The following is a 15,399-nucleotide window of genomic DNA, read 5'->3' on the forward strand; positions in this document are numbered from 1 at the left end:
ATGTGATTATAAGTTAAATCACGGTAAGAATATACCGTTTGCCGAGCCGGCTCCGCTTAGGCGGCTTCCCAGTGCTCGATATACAGCTGCAATTCGCATTGGTTGCGCCACTGGTTGGCCACTGGACGGTATACGGTGCGGATTTTGGCTGGCAGTTCTTCGGTGCAGCGGAAAAACATGGCTTCCACCACCTGCCCGCCGCAATTTAGGCCGGCTTTTTTGTGTCCGTTGCCCACGATGCGCTGCCACAATACTTCGAATTGGTTGTGGAAACTGGGCGGCTGGAAGCCGTGCCCCCATACTTGCTTGGCTAGGGTTTCCGCTGTTTGCAGCGAGAGTTCGTCCGGTTTCAGGCTGCCGTCGGTTAATAAGGTGCGGGTGAGCGTGTCTTGGTCGAGCAGCTCGGCCAGCAGGGTTTCAAAGGCTACCTGAAAAGTTGGGAATGCTGCTTCGCGGATGCTGAGGCCGGCGGCCATGGCGTGCCCGCCGAATTGCAGGACGAGATTGGGGTGGCGCTTGGACAGCAAGTCGATGGCGTCGCGCAGGTGCAGGCCGGGAATCGAACGGCCGGAGCCGCGCAGTTCGCCGTTGCCGGCCGGGGCGAATACGATGGCCGGGCGGTGGAAACGGTCTTTGAGCCGGCCGGCCACGATGCCGATCACGCCTTGGTGCCAGCCGGCATGGAAGGCGGTGATGCTTAAACTGTTGCCCACGATGATTTGGTCGGCTGCCGCCACGGCTTCTTGCAGCATGGATTGCTCGATGTCTTGGCGAGCACGGTTGAGCTCGTTGAGCTGTTCGGCCAGGGCGGAGGCTTCGCCCGGTTCGCTGGAGAGCAGGCAGGCGATGCCGATGTCCATCTTATCCAGCCGGCCGGCGGCGTTGATGCGCGGGCCGATGGCAAAACCGAGGTCGAAGGGTTTAGCTTCCCGTATATCGCGTTTGGCTACCTGAAAAAGCGAGCGGATGCCGATGCGGGTTTTGCCGGCCCGCATCCGGTTGATGCCTTGCGTAACCAGGATGCGGTTGTTGTGGTCGAGGGGCACCACGTCGGCCACCGTGCCCAGTGCCACCAAATCGAGCAGGTCGGCCAGATTGGGTTCAGGTAGCCTGTTCGGGGCAAACCACTGCTGCGCGCGCAAATGTGCACGCAGTGCGGTCAGCACATAGAAAATCACGCCGACGCCGGCCAAGTTTTTGCTGGCAAAGCCGCAGCCGGGCTGGTTGGGATTAACGATGATGCAGTTTGGCAGATTGTCAGCCGGAAGGTGGTGATCGGTGATGATCACGTCCATGCCCAATTCTTTGGCGCGTTCCACGGCAGCGGCGCTGGACATGCCGTTATCTACGGTGAGCAACAGCTGTGTGCCGCGTTGGGCGGCCACTTCGGCCAAGTGCGCCGTCAGCCCGTAGCCGTGTTTGAAACGGTCGGGCACCAAAAAATCTACCACCGCCCCCATGCGGCGCAGCCCCAAGATGCCGACCGTGCAGGCGGTGGCGCCGTCCACATCGTAATCGGCAATAATCAGGATGCGTTCCTGATTGCGGATGGCTTGTGCCAGCCGCTTGGCTGCGGCTTCGATATTTTTCAATGATTGGAACGGCAGCAGGCTGCCCAGATTGGTATACAGCTCCTCTGGAGAGCGCACGTTGCGCGCGGCAAACAGGCGGGCCAGCAGCGGCGGCGTGCCGGCATTCAGCAGGGTTTGCTCGGCCTGGGCATCGGGCTGGCGTGTGCGGATAACGGTATGCATAAACCGGGGAAGGTGATGGAATCGAAGGGTTTATTATACCTCAAATGACAGGGTGAAATGCTTGGCTAGAGGTGCGTCGGCGGAAATGCCAAAAAGTTTTTTATTTTTTAAAACAATCTAGTGGGGAAATCTGCTTAAATTTTTTCAAGATAGTGCTTGCAATAAAATGGATAGTTTGGTTTAATGCGCATCTTCTAGTGCTGTGCACGACACGGGTGATTAGCTCAGTTGGTAGAGCGTCTGCCTTACAAGCAGAATGTCGGCGGTTCGACTCCGTCATCACCCACCATTTTTTTGCGCGCGCGGTGGTAGCTCAGTTGGTTAGAGTACCGGCCTGTCACGCCGGTGGTCGCGGGTTCGAGTCCCGTCCACCGCGCCACACGAAATAAAGCCCTTCTGCTGAAAAGCAGGAGGGCTTTAACATTTCCTGCCTGCCGTGTAAAAACGAATTGATTTTGTGGTATATTCGCCCGGCTAATAAGGGTTGTGGAAACCAACTGTTTTCTGCTGAACAACCCAGATTTTCAACCAACTTCAGGAGCTGTGTAATGGAATTTCGTATTGAAAAAGACACCATGGGCGAAGTGCAGGTGCCGACCGAGCGTTATTGGGGCGCGCAAACCGAGCGTTCGCGCAACAACTTCAAAATCGGCCCGGCCGCTTCCATGCCGCAGGAAATCATTGAAGCGTTTGCCTATTTGAAAAAGGCGGCTGCCTTTGCCAATGCCGATTTGGGCGTGTTGCCGGCGGAAAAACGCGATTTGATTGCCGCCGCCTGCGATGAAATCCTGGCGCGCAAGCTGGACGGCGAATTCCCACTGGTGATTTGGCAGACCGGCTCCGGCACGCAGTCCAATATGAACCTGAACGAAGTCATTTCCAACCGCGCCCATGTGCTCAACGGCGGCAAGCTGGGTGAGAAAAGCGTGATCCATCCGAATGACGATGTGAACAAATCGCAGTCTTCCAACGACACCTATCCCACCGCCATGCACATTGCCGCTTACCAGAAAGTGGTGCGGCACACCCTGCCCGCCGTGAAGCGTTTGCAGCAGACTTTTGCCGCCAAGGCAGCCGAGTTCGCGCAGGTGGTGAAAATCGGCCGCACGCATTTGATGGATGCCACCCCGCTGACTTTGGGGCAGGAATTTTCCACCTATGCCGCCCAGCTCGCCTTCGGCATCCGCGCGCTGGAAAACACCCTGCCGCATCTGGCCGAGCTCGCCTTGGGCGGCACCGCCGTCGGCACCGGACTGAACACGCCCAAGGGTTACGATGTTCAGGTAGCCTCCTATATTGCCAAGTTTACCGGCCTGCCTTTTGTGACCGCGCCGAACAAATTTGAAGCGCTGGCCGCGCACGACGCCTTCGTGGAAACCCACGGCGCGCTCAAGCAGCTGGCCGTGTCGCTGTATAAAATTGCCAACGATATCCGCTTGTTGGCTTCCGGCCCGCGTTCCGGCATCGGCGAAATCCTGATTCCTGAAAACGAGCCCGGCTCGTCCATTATGCCTGGCAAGGTAAACCCGACCCAATGCGAGGCGCTGACCATGGTGTGCGCCCAAGTATTGGGCAACGACACCGCCATTTCCTTTGCCGGCACGCAGGGGCAGTTTCAGCTCAACGTGTTCAAACCGGTGATGGCGGCCAATTTCCTGCAATCGGCGCAGCTCTTGGCCGACGCCTGCATTTCGTTTGACGAGCACTGCGCCGCCGGCATCGAGCCGAATCTGCCGCGCATCCAGATGCAGCTCGACAATTCGCTGATGCTGGTCACCGCGCTGAACACCAAAATCGGCTACGAAAATGCCGCCAAAATCGCCAAAGCGGCGCACAAAAACGGCACCACGTTGCGCGAAGAGGCGGTGAAATCCGGCCTGCTCACGGCGGAGCAGTTTGACCAATGGGTGCGCCCGGCCGATATGGTGGGCAGCCTGAAGTGAACCTGATATCGGATTGACGCGGCTTCGCGCCGCAAAGAAAGCGCATGCCGGAAACGGTGTGCGCTTTTGTATTGGCTGGGGAAAGAGGCTACCTGAAAAACGGTGGGGTTGTTTTCAGGTAGCCTTCTGAGCAGCTTGGGGCGAATGTTTCATGCGGTATGGTTTTGTGGTTTTCTGTGAGCGACAAAAAGGCTACCTGAAAATTTCCTGCTGAGTTTTCAGGTAGCCTTTTGCTGTTTGCAGATGAATTCAGCGGATGATGCTGCGCCGGGAGTCGGCGAGGAAGTCGTTGAGGATGGCCAGCTCGGGTGCGCCGGCGGCCAGCTCGGTGATTTGGCGGCGGGCTTCTTCGAGGGGCCGGCCTTGGCGGTAGAGGATTTTGTAGGCGTTTTTCACGTTGGCGATCTGCTCGGGGGAAAAGCCGTTGCGGCGCATGCCTTCGCTGTTGATGCCGGCGGGCTCGGCGCGGTAGCCGGCGGCCATGAAGTAGGGCGGCACGTCTTTGTGCACGCCGGCGGCGAAGGCGGTCATAGCGTAGCGGCCGATTTGGCAGAATTGGAACACGAGGGTGTAGCCGCCGAGCACGACGTAGTCGCCGATGGTTACGTGGCCGGCGAGGGAGGCGTTGTTGGCGAAGATGGTGTGGCTGCCGACCACGCAGTCGTGGGCGAGGTGGCAGTAGGCCATAATCCAGTTGTCGTCGCCGATGCGGGTTTCGCCGATGCCGGTAACGGTGCCGAGGTTGAAGGTGGTGAATTCGCGGATGGTGTTGCCGTTGCCGATGATGAGGCGGGTGGGCTCGCCCTGGTATTTTTTGTCTTGCGGGATTTCGCCGAGGCTGGCGAATTGGAAGATGCGGTTGTGCTCGCCGATGGTGGTGTGGCCGTTGATGACGACGTGCGGGCCGATTTCGGTGCCGGCGCCGATTTGCACGTTGGGCCCGATCACGCTGTAGGCACCGACTTTAACGCTGCTGTCGAGCTGGGCTTGGGGGTCGATAATCGCGGTGGGGTGGATTAGGGACATGGGTTTTCCTTAATGGGGCGGCGGGCGGGAGAGGCTACCTGAAAAATGCAGCCGGGGCGGGCTTGATGGCGGTGAAACGAGGTTTTCGCCATGCCGCCGCGGCTGCCGCCGAAGCGGTAGGGCTACCTGAAAATACGGGCTATTTGTCTACCGCGCGTTTGGCGCACATGATCACGGCTTCGGCGGCGATTTGGCCGTCTACGGTGGCGGTGGCTTTGAATTTGCCGATGTCGCGCTTGTGGGTAATCACGTCCAAGTGGATTTGCAGCTGGTCGCCGGGCACGACTTGGCGTTTGAATCGGGCGCTGTCGATACCGACGAAGAAGTAGATTTCGTTTTCCTGGCGCTCGCCGCGGCTGAGGATGGCGAGCACGCCGGCGGCCTGCGCCATGGCTTCAATCACCAACACGCCGGGCATCACGGGGAAATCGGGGAAGTGGCCTTCGAAAAAGGGCTCGTTGATAGAGACGTTTTTGATGGCGGTGAGGCTTTTTTCTTTTTCAAAGCCGATCACGCGGTCGAGCAGCAGGAAGGGGTAGCGGTGCGGCAGCAGGCGTTGCAGGGTGCGCACGTCTAAGGGCAGTTCGATGGATTCTAATTGCATGTTATTGTTCCTTTGTTGGTTTTACTGTGTTTTCTAAATCTTTCACGCGGCGGTGCAGCTCGTTTAAATGGCGCAGGTGCACCGCGTTTTTCACCCAGTCGCGGTGGGTTTGCAGCGGATAGGAGCTGGCGTAGTAGTTTGGCTCGCTGATGGAGGCGGCCACCAGGGTACCGCCGCCGATAAAGGTTTTGTCGGCCACTTTGATGTGCCCGACAAACATGGCGGCACCGCCGATTTGGCAGTAGGCGCCGATGTGGGTGCTACCGGCAATGCCCACGCAGGCGGCGATGGCGGTGTGTGCGCCGATGTGCACGTTGTGGGCGATTTGCACGAGGTTGTCGATTTTCGCTCCCTCGGCGATGACGGTGTTTTCGATGGCGCCGCGGTCGATGGTGGTGTTGGCGCCGATTTCCACGTCGTTGCCGATGGCCACGCTGCCCACCTGCGGGATTTTGTACCAATGGTCTTGCGCCCAGGCGTTGCCGAAGCCGTCGGCGCCGATCACGGTGCCGGAGTGGATTTCTACTCGGTCGCCGAGGGTGCAGCCGGCATACACGGTTACGTTCGGGTGCAGGGTAACTTGTTGACCCAGCACACAGTCGGCTTCCACCACGCAGTTGGCCAGAATGCGGCAGCCTTCGCCCAATACGGTGTGCTCGCCGATGTAGGCGTTGGCGCTGATTTCGCAGCTGGCGGGCACGACGGCGCTGGCTTCCACCACGGCGCTGGGGTGGATGCCGGCTTTGGGCAAGGGCGCGGGGTGGAACAGGCGGGCGGTTTGGGCGAAGTAGAGCTGCGGGTTGTCGCACACGATGAGGTTGCGGCCGGGCAGTTTGTCGGCCAGCTTGTGGTGCACAATCAGGGCGCCGGCCTGGCTGGCGAGGGCTTCGGGCAGGTGTTTGGCGTGGGCGACGAAGCTGATGCTGCCTTCCTGTGCGGCATGCAGCGGGGCAATTCGGCTGACGGCCACGTCTTGTCCTACGATGCGGCCGCCTAATGCGGCGGTGAGTTGGGAAAGCGGTTTCTGCATTTTTCAGGTAGCCTGTGTGGCGGATGAGCCGGGCGGGCTGTGCTGCCGAAACCCGGCTTGGGCTGCGTTTATGTTTTTCAGGTAGCCTTTATTGGCTGTTGAGGGCGCGGATGACTTCGTCGGTGATGTCGAAACGGCTGTTGACGAAGATGGCGTCTTGGATAATCAGGTCGTAGCCGTCGCGGCGTGCCAAGTCGGTGATGACGCGGTTGGCGGTTTGCTGCAGGGCGGCGAATTCTTCGTTGCGGCGCAGGTTGTACTCTTCGGTGAGCTGGGCGGCCTGGCGGCGCAGGTTGCGGTCGAGCTCGATCAGCTGCTGCTCGGTGCGGCGGCGTTCGGCGGCGTTCAGGCGGCCTTGGTCGAGGCGGGTTTTCAGGGCGATGCCCTGGTCACGCAGCCGTTGCAGCGCCTGCTGGCGGCTGCCGAATTCGCTTTGCAGCGTGGTTTGGATGCGCTGCGCCTGGGTGGATTCCTGATACACGCGCTCGGTGTCGATGAAACCGAGCTTCTGCACGCCGTCGGCGGCGGCCGGCAGCGCCAAAACGGCGGCAAGGGCGGCCGCGGCGAGGCGGGGGAGGGTGGACTTCATGGCTTGCCTTCCTTAGAACGTCGTGCCCAGCTGGAACTGGAAGCGCTGGATTTGGTCGCTATCCTCTTTTTTCAGCGGATGGGCGAAACTGAATTTCATCGGGCCCAGGGGCGAGAGCCAGGTGAGCGCCGCGCCCACGGAATAGCGCAATTCGTTGCTGAAGGTGGAACGGTGGTCTTGTTTGTAGTAGCCGTTGGTACCGTTTGGTTTGGCGGGGCCGTAGGCATCGGGAGTGTAGGTTTTGCCGTCCCACACGCTGCCGGCGTCGGCAAACACGCTCAGGCGCACGGAACGTTGGTCTTTCACGCCGGGGAAGGGGAACAGCAGCTCGGCGGAGGCATAGGCTTTATAGGTGCCACCGTAGTTCACAATGTTTCTGCCGCCACTGTAGTTCTCATACACTTTCGGGCCGAGCGAGCCGCTTTCGTAGCCGCGCACGGAGCCTAGGCCGCCGCCGTAGAAGTTGTTGAAGAAGGGCACGGTGGAGGTGCCGCCGAACTTGCCGGCATAGCCCACTTCGCCGCCGAGCATCAGGGTGAAGCTCTTGCTCAAGGGGAAGAACCAGCGCTGGTCGTGGGTGAGGATGTAGTATTGCAAATCGCCGCCGGGCAAGCCGAGGTCGGCGTTTACGCTGGTGGTGTAGCCGCGGGTTGGCCACAGGGCATCGTCGGTTTTGTTGCGACCCCAGCCGATGTTGCCTTTGAGCAGCCAGTTTTTCTCGCCGTGTTCTCGAATAAAGTCTTGGTATCGGTAGGGTTGGTTCAGCTTGTCGCCGTGCAGCTTCACGGTGAGGTGCTCCACGCCGAGGCCGAAGTTTACGCGGTCGTATTCGGTAATAGGCACACCCATGCGCGCGCCCACGCCGATGCGGGTGGTTTCGTAGTTGTTTGAGCCGATGCTGCTGGAGCTGGATTTGTAGGGCATGAAGCCGCGGTAGTAGATGTCGTAGCCCAAGCTCACGCCGTCGGGGGTGAAATAGGGGTCGGTAAACGACAGCGAGGCAGTGTTTTGGGTTTTGCCGCGGGCAATGCGGAAGTTGGCGGATTTGCCGGTGCCGAACAGGTTATCCTGCGCCACGCCGGCGGAGAGCACCAGGCCGGTATCCTGTACCCAGCCGGCGGCCACTTCCACCGAGCCGGTGGAACGCTCTTTCACCGATACGTCGATGTCCACTTGGTCGGGCGTATCGGGCAGCGGGCGGCTTTCCACTTTCACATCGTCGAAGTAGCCCAAAAGCTGGATGCGGTCTTTGGAGCGGTTGATTTTGGCCGAATCGTAGGGCGCGGCTTCGGTTTGGCGCATTTCGCGGCGAATCACCGCATCGCGGGTTTTGTTGTTGCCGGAAATGTGGATTTGGTTCACATAGTATTTGCGGCCGGGGTTTACCGTGAGTACGAAATCCACGGTGTGGTTGGCCTGGTCGGGCTGCGGCTGCACGCCCACTTGCGCCAGCGCGTAGCCGGCCTGACCCATGCGGTCTTGGATGGCTTGCAGGCTATCCACCATCTGCGAGCGGTTGTAGCGCTTGCCTTCGCGCATTTTCAGCAGGGCTTCCAGCTCTTCGCGCGGCACTTCGCGGGTGTCGCCCTCAATGCGCACTTTGCCCCAGCGGTAGCGCTCGCCTTCGTGCACCTTAATCCACAGGGTTTGTTTGGTGCGGTCTTGGTTGTAGCGCACGTCGGCATCTTCCACCCGGCCTTCGAAGAAGCCCTCGTTTTGGTAGAAGTCGGTGATGGATTGCAGGTCTTTGCGGAATTGTTCGTCGGAGAAACGGTCGTCTTTGGAGAGCCAGCTGAGCATGCCGTGGCGGTCGAGCTTCATCTGGTGGCGCAGGGTGCGGTTGGAGAAGTGCTGGTTGCCTTCGAAGTCGATTTCTTCGATGCGGGTGGTGGCGCCTTCGTCGATTTTCAGCGTGATGTCCACGCGGTTGCGCGACAGGCGGGTTACTTCCGGCGTAACGGTGGCGGAGAGTTTGCCTTGGTTGGCGTATTCCTGCTGCAAGCCGGCCACGGCCTGGTTCAGGATGGCTTGGTTAAACGGCTGCGATTGCCCCAGGCCGAAGCTGTCGAGGTTTTTCTTGATGGCGTCGCTGGGCAGGGTTTTGCCGCCGGTTACGGTGAGGGTGTTGATGATGGGGCGCTCCACCACGGTGAGCAAAACTTGGTTGCCCATGGTTTCCACGCGCACGTCGTCGAACAGGCCGGTGGCGTAGAGGTTTTTGATGATTTGCTCGCCTTCGCCGTCGTTGAAGGTGCTGCCCACTTTCACCGGCAGGTAGCCCAGCACGGTGGAGGGGTCGGTGCGTTGCAGGCCTTCGATGCGGATGTCTTGGATGGTAAACGGTGCGGCGGCCAGCGCCCAAGAAGACAGGCCGGCTGCAAACAAGGCGAAAGAAAGTTTGTTCAGTTTCATGCTTTATCCCAATAATCGGGTGATATCGTTGAAAAAGGCCACCAGCATCAGCATCAGCATCAGGGAGAGGCCAAAACGCAGCCCCCACATCTGCGCTTTGGCGCTGACGGGCTTGCCGCGAATCCATTCGGCGGCATAATACATTAAATGAACGCCGTCTAAAATAGGAATCGGCAGCAAATTCAAAATCCCGAGGCTGATGCTGACCACGGCGAGAAATTCCAGGTAATCCTGAATGCCGGAGGCGGCGGTTTTGCCGGCGTAGTCGGCGATGGTGAGCGGGCCGGAGATGTGGCTCACGGAAGCCTGGCCGGTGAGCAGGCGGGCAAACAGGCGGCCGGTGAGCGCGGTGTAGGTGCCCACGCGCTCTATGCCCATTTCAGCGGCACGAGGCCAGGAGGGGTGGTAGCGGTAGGTGGCGAGCGACATCCAGCGCCGGTCGGTTTCGGAATCGAAGCCGGCAAAGCCGTAGCGCTCGCCGTTGCGGTCTTCGCGGCTGTCGGGGCGCAGGGCTACCTGAAAAGGTTTGCCGCCGCGCAGGATATCTACGGTGAGCTTGTCTTGCGGATGCCGGCGGATGGCGGTGGTTAATTCCGGCCAGGTGTGTACGATTTGCCCGTCGATGGCCACCACGCGGTCGCCTTTGCGCAGGCCGGCGCGTTCGGCGGGCGAGCCTGGCTGGATGGTGGCGAGGATGGTGGTTTTGCGCAGGGCGGTGAGGCCGAAGTAGCCGCCACGACGCGCCACTTCTTTGGCTTCGGGCGTGCCGGCGGCGTCGATGGTGCGCACGGTTTCTTGGCCGTTGGCCTGGCGCACGGCTACCTGAACTTTGCTCGCGTCCAGATTCAAAATGATTTCCGACTGCGCATCGCCCCAAGTGGCCACGGCTTTGCCGTTTACGGCTTGGATGGTGTCGCCGGGGGCGAAGCCGGATTTTTCGGCCAGCGATTCGGGCGCCACCATGCCCACCATCGGCCGCACTTCCTGCGCGCCGAAGTGGCCGAAGGAGAAGGTGTAGAGCAGCACGGCCAGCGCCAGATTGGTGAGCGGGCCGGCGGCCACCACCAGTATGCGTTTGAAGGGGTGTTGTTTGTCGAAGGCGTAGGGCAGGTCGGCCTCGGGCACGTCGCCCTCGCGCGTATCGACCATTTTCACATAGCCGCCCAGCGGAATCGGCGCCAAACACCATTCGATGTTGCGCCAGCGTTTGTTGAAAAACGGCGTGCCGAAGCCCACGGAGAAGCGCAGCACTTTGATGCCGCACCAGCGCGCCACCAGCAAATGCCCCAGCTCGTGCAGGCTGACCAAAATCATGATGGCCACGATAAACGCGCCAACGGTATAGAGAAGAGACAAAGATGCTCCTTGAGCCCGGCTTGCTGCTTGAGGCTACCTGAAAAATCGGGGTTTCAGATTTTCACTGCGCCGAAGCTTGCGTTTTCAGGTAGCCCGATGATGTGCCGGAGAATAGGGGAAACGCCGTATTGTAATGGAAACAGGCGGTTTGGACAAAACATTGTGGGCAGGGCTCAGCCCAGCCGCTCCACATAATCCGTCGCCGCGCGGCGGGCGGCGGCATCCCGGGCCAGCAGGCCTTCCAGGCTTTGATGGCTACCTGAAATATCCTGCTCCAGCGTGTGCCGCACCACCGGCGCGATGTCGGTGAAGCGGATGCGGCCGTCTAGAAAGGCAGCCACGGCGATTTCGTTGGCGGCGTTGAGTACGCAGGGCACGCCGCCGCCGGCCTGCATGGCTTGGTAGGCCAGCTCGAGGCAGGGAAAGCGGCGGTAGTCGGGCGCTTCGAAGGTGAGCGCGGCGAGGCTGGCGAAATCCAGCGGCGCGGTGCCGGAGGCGATGCGCTCGGGCAGGCCGAGGCAGTAGGCGATGGGCGTGCGCATATCGGGCGTGCCTAGCTGCGCCAGCACTGAGCCGTCGGTGTAGCGCACCATGCTGTGCACCACGCTTTGCGGGTGGATGACGGTTTCGAGCTTTTCCGGCGGGCAGCCGAACAGCCAGTGCGCCTCAATCAGCTCGAGGCCTTTGTTCATCATGGTGGCGCTGTCTACGGAGATTTTGCGCCCCATCTGCCAGTTGGGGTGTTTGACGGCTTGGGCGGGGGTGATAGCGGGGAAGTGGGCCAGATTGGTGTGTAGGAAGGGGCCGCCGGATGCGGTGAGGATGATGGATTCGACGCCGTTGTGTTTCAGGTAGCCTTTGTTGGGCGGCAGAACTTGGTAGATGGCGTTGTGTTCGCTGTCTACGGGCAGGATGTGCGCTCCGGCCTGTTCGGCGGTTTGCATGAAGAGGCTGCCGGACACCACCAGCGTTTCTTTGTTGGCCAGATAGATGGTTTTGCCGGCGCGGGCAGCGGCAAGCGTGGGCGGCAGGCCGGCGGCGCCGACAATGGCGGCCATCACGCCGTGGGTTTCGGGCGCGGTGGCGATGTCGATGAGGGCTTGAGCGCCGTGCAGCACTTCGGTTGGGCAGCCGGCGGCGGCGAGGTGTGTGCGCAGCTCGGCGGCTTGGGCTGCATCGGCGGTAACGGCGTATTGCGGGCGGAAGGATAGGCACTGCTCGGCCAGCTTGTCGGTTTGGCGGTGGCCGCTGAGGGCGAAAATGCGGAAACGTTCGGGATGGCGGGCAACGACGTCGAGCGTGCTGCTGCCGATGCTGCCGGTGCTGCCGAGGATGGTGAGGGATTGGGTCATGGCGGGTGGCGGTGTGTTGGCTGTTTTTGGCTGTGCTGAAATTTGCTTTGCTTGTTTTTGGCTGCGTTTTAGCTTCGCAGAAATTTCGTTTTAGCTTCGCAGAAACTCCGTTTTCTTTGGAAACTGTGTTTTAACTTCGTTGAAGCTGGCGCTTTCAGGTAGCCTGTTTGTGTGGGTGGGTGGGGTTGCTTTGGGCTGCTTAAAGCGGTTTGGCAAATGGGGAACTATACTGCTTTTTGCCTGTGCTTGCTATTGGGCGGCAGGGAGGAACGGGAAAGGCTACCTGAAAACGGGCTCCGGGCATTTCTACGAAGCGGAAATTTTAGCTTCGCAGAAACTTCGTTGCGTTGCGTTTTCAGGTAGCCATTTTGCTTGGGGCGGATGGCTTAATCGCGCGTCCAAGTGGTGCCGCCGGCGCCGTCGCGCAGGGTGATGCCTTGGGCGGCAAGCAGGTCGCGGATGCGGTCGGATTCGGCCCAGTTTTTGCTGGCGCGGGCTTGTTGGCGCTGGGCGATGAGGGCTTCGATTTCTTCGTTGCCCAAGCCGCCTGCCGCCGTGCCGCCTTGCAGGAATTCGGTAGGGCTGCGCTGGAGGAGGCCGATGGTGCCGGCCAGGGCTTTGAGGCAGCCGGAAAGCTTGGCAGATTGGGTTTTGTTGGCTTCGCCGGCCAGCTCGAACAATACGGCCACGGCCTGCACGGTGTCGAAGTCGTCGTTCATGGCGGCGAAGAAGCGGCGGGTGTAATCGTTGGCTTCGGAGTCTACCTGAAATTCTGCGGGCGGCACGTTGGCCAAGGTGTTGTAGAGGCGGGTGAGGGCATTTTTGGCGTCGTCCAAATGCGCGTCGGAATAGTTCAGCGGGCTGCGGTAGTGGGCGCGCAGGATGAAGAAGCGCACAACTTCGGGGTCGTATTGCTTCAACACTTCGCGGATGGTGAAGAAGTTGCCCAGCGATTTGGACATTTTTTCGCCATCGACACGGATGAAGCCGTTGTGCAGCCAATATTTGACATGGCTGGCAATATTTTGGCCGTGGTGGGTGTGCGCGTGTTCGTGCCCGCAAACATGGCCGCTGGCGCCCACGCTTTGGGCGATTTCGTTTTCGTGGTGCGGGAACTGCAAATCCGCGCCGCCGCCGTGGATGTCAAACGTATCGCCGAACAGGTTGTCGCTCATGGCAGAACATTCGATGTGCCAGCCCGGGCGGCCGTTGCCCCACGGGCTTTCCCATGCCGGCTCGCCTTCCTTGGCGGCCTTCCACAACACAAAATCCAGCGGATCGCGTTTGAAACCGTCCACTTCCACGCGCTCGCCCGCGCGCAAATCATCCAGCGATTTGCCCGATAACTGCCCGTAGGCGGGGAACTCGCGCACGGCGTAGTAAACGTCGCCATTCGCGGCGGGATAGGCTTTGCCGTTTTGAATTAGGGTTTCAATCATGGCAATCATTTGCGGGATGGTTTCCGTCGCCTTCGGCTCGATGTCGGGGCGCAACACGCCCAGCGCGTCGGCATCTTCGTGCATGGCTTGGATGAAACGCGCGGTGAGCTCGCCGATGGTTTCGCCGTTTTCGGCCGCACGGGCGATGATTTTGTCGTCGATGTCGGTGATGTTGCGCACATAAGTGAGCGGATAGCCGCACTCGCGCAACCAGCGGGCAATCATGTCGAACACCACCATCACGCGGGCATGGCCGAGGTGGCAGTAGTCGTACACGGTCATACCGCAAACGTACATGCGCACGTTTGCGGGGTCGATGGGGGCGAAGGGCTCTTTTTGGCGGGTGAGAGTGTTGTAGAGGGTGGTCATGGTTGGGTTTAAATTATGGTTAGTGAAAGAGGGAAAGGCTACCTGAAAACATCAGCTTCGGCGCAGCCAACACAGGTTCGGCAGAGCTGCATTTATTCGCCATCGGCATCGGCGGGGCAGTTTGAGCCTTGGTAGGTATACCACTGGTTAATGTGGGTTTGGTGGGTGGAATTACGCCCGGTGTCGGTGGAGTCGATGGAGAAAGATACGGCGGGGCGGCCTTGCGGGTCGTTTTTCAGCGCCATGCCCACGGTGTAGGCATCGAGGCCGGGCTTGGCTTGGGCAGGGTTGAGCAGGGTGTAGGCGTGGCCGGTGGCGGTTTGGCGTTCTGCAAAACGGCCTTGCGGGTAGAGGCCGGTGGTGCGGCGGCGGATTTGCTCTTGCAGCCAGGCTTGGCTGTCGGCAGGGATACAAACTTTCCGCTCGGCATGGATGGAGGGCGAACGCGGGCGCGGGATGGCGTCGGGTTCGTCGGCGGGGCGGTAGCTGCCCCCATCGTTGCCCTGGTATAGATAGAGGCCGGTGGGGAGCTCGGCGTGGGAAAAAGCAGCGGCAAACAGGGCGAGGGCGGGCAGGAGGAGGCGGGCGGGGCGCGGCATATTTTCAGGTAGCCTATCGGGTTGTCGAGCGGGCATTGTAGCCGAAAGCCCTGTTGCCAGCCATACGGCGGGCGGATGAATGTAAACAAATATCTGGAAAGTTTGATAAACGGTAAATCTTGCGGCGGCGGCTTTTGTTTGCGCGGCGGCTCGCCTATAGTGGCTGCCTGCAAGGCAAAATGATTGCAATAATATTTCAACCGCATCCTGAAAGGATAACGAAAATGATGAAACGTCTGACTATTTTGGCTTTGGCTGCCAGCTTCACCCTGAGCGGCTGCGTAACCGACCCGGTTACCGGCCAGCAAACTATTTCTAAAACCGCGCTCTACGGCTTGGGCGGCGCGGCTGCCTGCGGCGCTATCGGCGCGCTCACCCACGGCAGCAAAGGCGCGCGCAATGCTGCTTTGGGCTGCGGCGTGGTGGGCGCCGGTGTGGGCGGTTATATGGACATTCAAGAGCGCCGTCTGCGCCAAGAGCTGGCCAACACCCAAGTGGCAGTGGAACGCCAGGGCGACCAAATCAAGCTGACCATGCCCAGCGGTGTCACCTTCGCCACCAACAGCTCCGCGCTCAGCCCGAACGCCGTGAGCTCGCTCAACACCGTGGCCGACGTGCTGACCCAGTATCCGGAAACCACCATCACCGTGGCCGGTCACACCGACAACACCGGCAACGACCGCATCAACAACCCGCTCTCGCAGCAGCGCGCGCAATCCGTGGCGGGCTACCTGAACGGCCGCGGCGTGGCCGCCAACCGCATCAGCACCGTGGGCTACGGCTCGCGTTCGCCGATTGCCGACAACTCCACCGAAGTGGGCCGTGCGCAAAACCGCCGGGTGGAAATCCTCATCAACCCGACTTCGCAGGCGCGCCAGCAGTAAGCGGTTTGGTGTGAAACTTGGAAACGGCACGGCAGCCCGCCG

12 protein-coding genes and 2 tRNA genes are annotated in these 15,399 nt (G+C 60.5%); 4 read left to right on the forward strand and 10 right to left on the reverse strand.

The window, feature by feature from the left end; genetic code table 11:
• Positions 1 to 56 precede the first annotated feature (56 nt).
• Positions 57 to 1,754, reverse strand: a complete 1,698-nt coding sequence (recJ, locus tag A7P95_RS10450; RefSeq protein WP_067595054.1) for a single-stranded-DNA-specific exonuclease RecJ — start codon at positions 1,752 to 1,754, stop codon at positions 57 to 59.
• A 213-nt stretch (positions 1,755 to 1,967) separates the two neighbouring features.
• Between recJ and A7P95_RS10455 the strand changes: the two genes are divergently transcribed.
• The 3 genes from A7P95_RS10455 to fumC all read left to right on the forward strand — a co-directional run bounded on the left by A7P95_RS10455 (position 1,968) and on the right by fumC (position 3,697).
• Positions 1,968 to 2,043: transfer RNA gene (locus A7P95_RS10455), tRNA-Val, on the forward strand.
• 13 nt (positions 2,044 to 2,056) lie between these two features.
• Positions 2,057 to 2,133: transfer RNA gene (locus tag A7P95_RS10460), tRNA-Asp, on the forward strand.
• 169 nt (positions 2,134 to 2,302) lie between these two features.
• Positions 2,303 to 3,697: a class II fumarate hydratase gene (fumC, locus tag A7P95_RS10465; protein WP_067595057.1), complete on the forward strand. Its 1,395-nt coding sequence runs from the start codon at positions 2,303 to 2,305 to the stop codon at positions 3,695 to 3,697.
• A 249-nt stretch (positions 3,698 to 3,946) separates the two neighbouring features.
• On the opposite strand, the gene lpxA is transcribed toward fumC, so the two are convergent.
• The 9 genes from lpxA to A7P95_RS10510 all read right to left on the reverse strand — a co-directional run bounded on the left by lpxA (position 3,947) and on the right by A7P95_RS10510 (position 14,509).
• Complete coding sequence (gene lpxA, locus A7P95_RS10470; protein ID WP_067595059.1) at positions 3,947 to 4,723, reverse strand: acyl-ACP--UDP-N-acetylglucosamine O-acyltransferase; 777 nt, start codon at positions 4,721 to 4,723, stop codon at positions 3,947 to 3,949.
• Between the two features lie 139 nt (positions 4,724 to 4,862).
• Positions 4,863 to 5,327: a 3-hydroxyacyl-ACP dehydratase FabZ gene (gene fabZ / locus A7P95_RS10475; RefSeq protein WP_067595070.1), complete on the reverse strand. Its 465-nt coding sequence runs from the start codon at positions 5,325 to 5,327 to the stop codon at positions 4,863 to 4,865.
• Position 5,328: 1 nt separating this feature from the next.
• A complete protein-coding gene (gene lpxD / locus A7P95_RS10480) occupies positions 5,329 to 6,357 on the reverse strand; it encodes a UDP-3-O-(3-hydroxymyristoyl)glucosamine N-acyltransferase (RefSeq protein WP_067595073.1) in 1,029 nt (342 codons plus the stop codon).
• Positions 6,358 to 6,445: 88 nt separating this feature from the next.
• On the reverse strand, positions 6,446 to 6,946 hold the full coding sequence (locus A7P95_RS10485; protein WP_067595076.1) for an OmpH/Skp family outer membrane protein: 501 nt from the start codon (positions 6,944 to 6,946) through the stop codon (positions 6,446 to 6,448).
• Between the two features lie 12 nt (positions 6,947 to 6,958).
• A complete protein-coding gene (gene bamA / locus A7P95_RS10490; protein WP_067595079.1) occupies positions 6,959 to 9,358 on the reverse strand; it encodes an outer membrane protein assembly factor BamA in 2,400 nt (799 codons plus the stop codon).
• A gap of 3 nt (positions 9,359 to 9,361) precedes the next feature.
• A complete protein-coding gene (rseP, locus tag A7P95_RS10495; RefSeq protein ID WP_067595083.1) occupies positions 9,362 to 10,714 on the reverse strand; it encodes an RIP metalloprotease RseP in 1,353 nt (450 codons plus the stop codon).
• Between the two features lie 173 nt (positions 10,715 to 10,887).
• On the reverse strand, positions 10,888 to 12,066 hold the full coding sequence (gene ispC, locus A7P95_RS10500) for a 1-deoxy-D-xylulose-5-phosphate reductoisomerase (protein ID WP_067595086.1): 1,179 nt from the start codon (positions 12,064 to 12,066) through the stop codon (positions 10,888 to 10,890).
• A gap of 386 nt (positions 12,067 to 12,452) precedes the next feature.
• Positions 12,453 to 13,874 (reverse strand): cysteine--tRNA ligase, encoded by a 1,422-nt coding sequence (gene cysS / locus A7P95_RS10505; protein ID WP_067595089.1) that lies wholly within the window; start codon positions 13,872 to 13,874, stop codon positions 12,453 to 12,455.
• A 92-nt stretch (positions 13,875 to 13,966) separates the two neighbouring features.
• Positions 13,967 to 14,509, reverse strand: coding sequence for a hypothetical protein (locus A7P95_RS10510; protein WP_156503590.1), 543 nt, complete (start codon positions 14,507 to 14,509; stop codon positions 13,967 to 13,969).
• A 188-nt stretch (positions 14,510 to 14,697) separates the two neighbouring features.
• On the opposite strand from A7P95_RS10510, the gene A7P95_RS10515 reads away from it, so the two are divergent.
• A complete protein-coding gene (locus tag A7P95_RS10515) occupies positions 14,698 to 15,357 on the forward strand; it encodes a YiaD family glycine zipper/OmpA-like lipoprotein (RefSeq protein WP_067595095.1) in 660 nt (219 codons plus the stop codon).
• The last annotated feature ends 42 nt before the right edge of the window (positions 15,358 to 15,399 follow it).

The organism is Eikenella longinqua (assembly GCF_001648355.1).
Taxonomy (GTDB): Bacteria; Pseudomonadota; Gammaproteobacteria; order Burkholderiales; family Neisseriaceae; genus Eikenella; species Eikenella longinqua.

What these genes read in the sequence shown, in the direction of transcription:
- lpxA (WP_067595059.1), bottom strand. Translation starts at nt 4,723, where the DNA reads ATGTCCCTAATCCACCCCACCGCGATTATCGACCCCCAAGCCCAGCTC.
- fabZ (WP_067595070.1), bottom strand. Translation starts at nt 5,327, where the DNA reads ATGCAATTAGAATCCATCGAACTGCCCTTAGACGTGCGCACCCTGCAA.
- A7P95_RS10515 (WP_067595095.1), top strand. Translation starts at nt 14,698, where the DNA reads ATGATGAAACGTCTGACTATTTTGGCTTTGGCTGCCAGCTTCACCCTG.
- A7P95_RS10510 (WP_156503590.1), bottom strand. Translation starts at nt 14,509, where the DNA reads ATGCCCGCTCGACAACCCGATAGGCTACCTGAAAATATGCCGCGCCCC.
- bamA (WP_067595079.1), bottom strand. Translation starts at nt 9,358, where the DNA reads ATGAAACTGAACAAACTTTCTTTCGCCTTGTTTGCAGCCGGCCTGTCT.
- ispC (WP_067595086.1), bottom strand. Translation starts at nt 12,066, where the DNA reads ATGACCCAATCCCTCACCATCCTCGGCAGCACCGGCAGCATCGGCAGC.
- A7P95_RS10485 (WP_067595076.1), bottom strand. Translation starts at nt 6,946, where the DNA reads ATGAAGTCCACCCTCCCCCGCCTCGCCGCGGCCGCCCTTGCCGCCGTT.
- lpxD (WP_067595073.1), bottom strand. Translation starts at nt 6,357, where the DNA reads ATGCAGAAACCGCTTTCCCAACTCACCGCCGCATTAGGCGGCCGCATC.
- fumC (WP_067595057.1), top strand. Translation starts at nt 2,303, where the DNA reads ATGGAATTTCGTATTGAAAAAGACACCATGGGCGAAGTGCAGGTGCCG.
- recJ (WP_067595054.1), bottom strand. Translation starts at nt 1,754, where the DNA reads ATGCATACCGTTATCCGCACACGCCAGCCCGATGCCCAGGCCGAGCAA.
- cysS (WP_067595089.1), bottom strand. Translation starts at nt 13,874, where the DNA reads ATGACCACCCTCTACAACACTCTCACCCGCCAAAAAGAGCCCTTCGCC.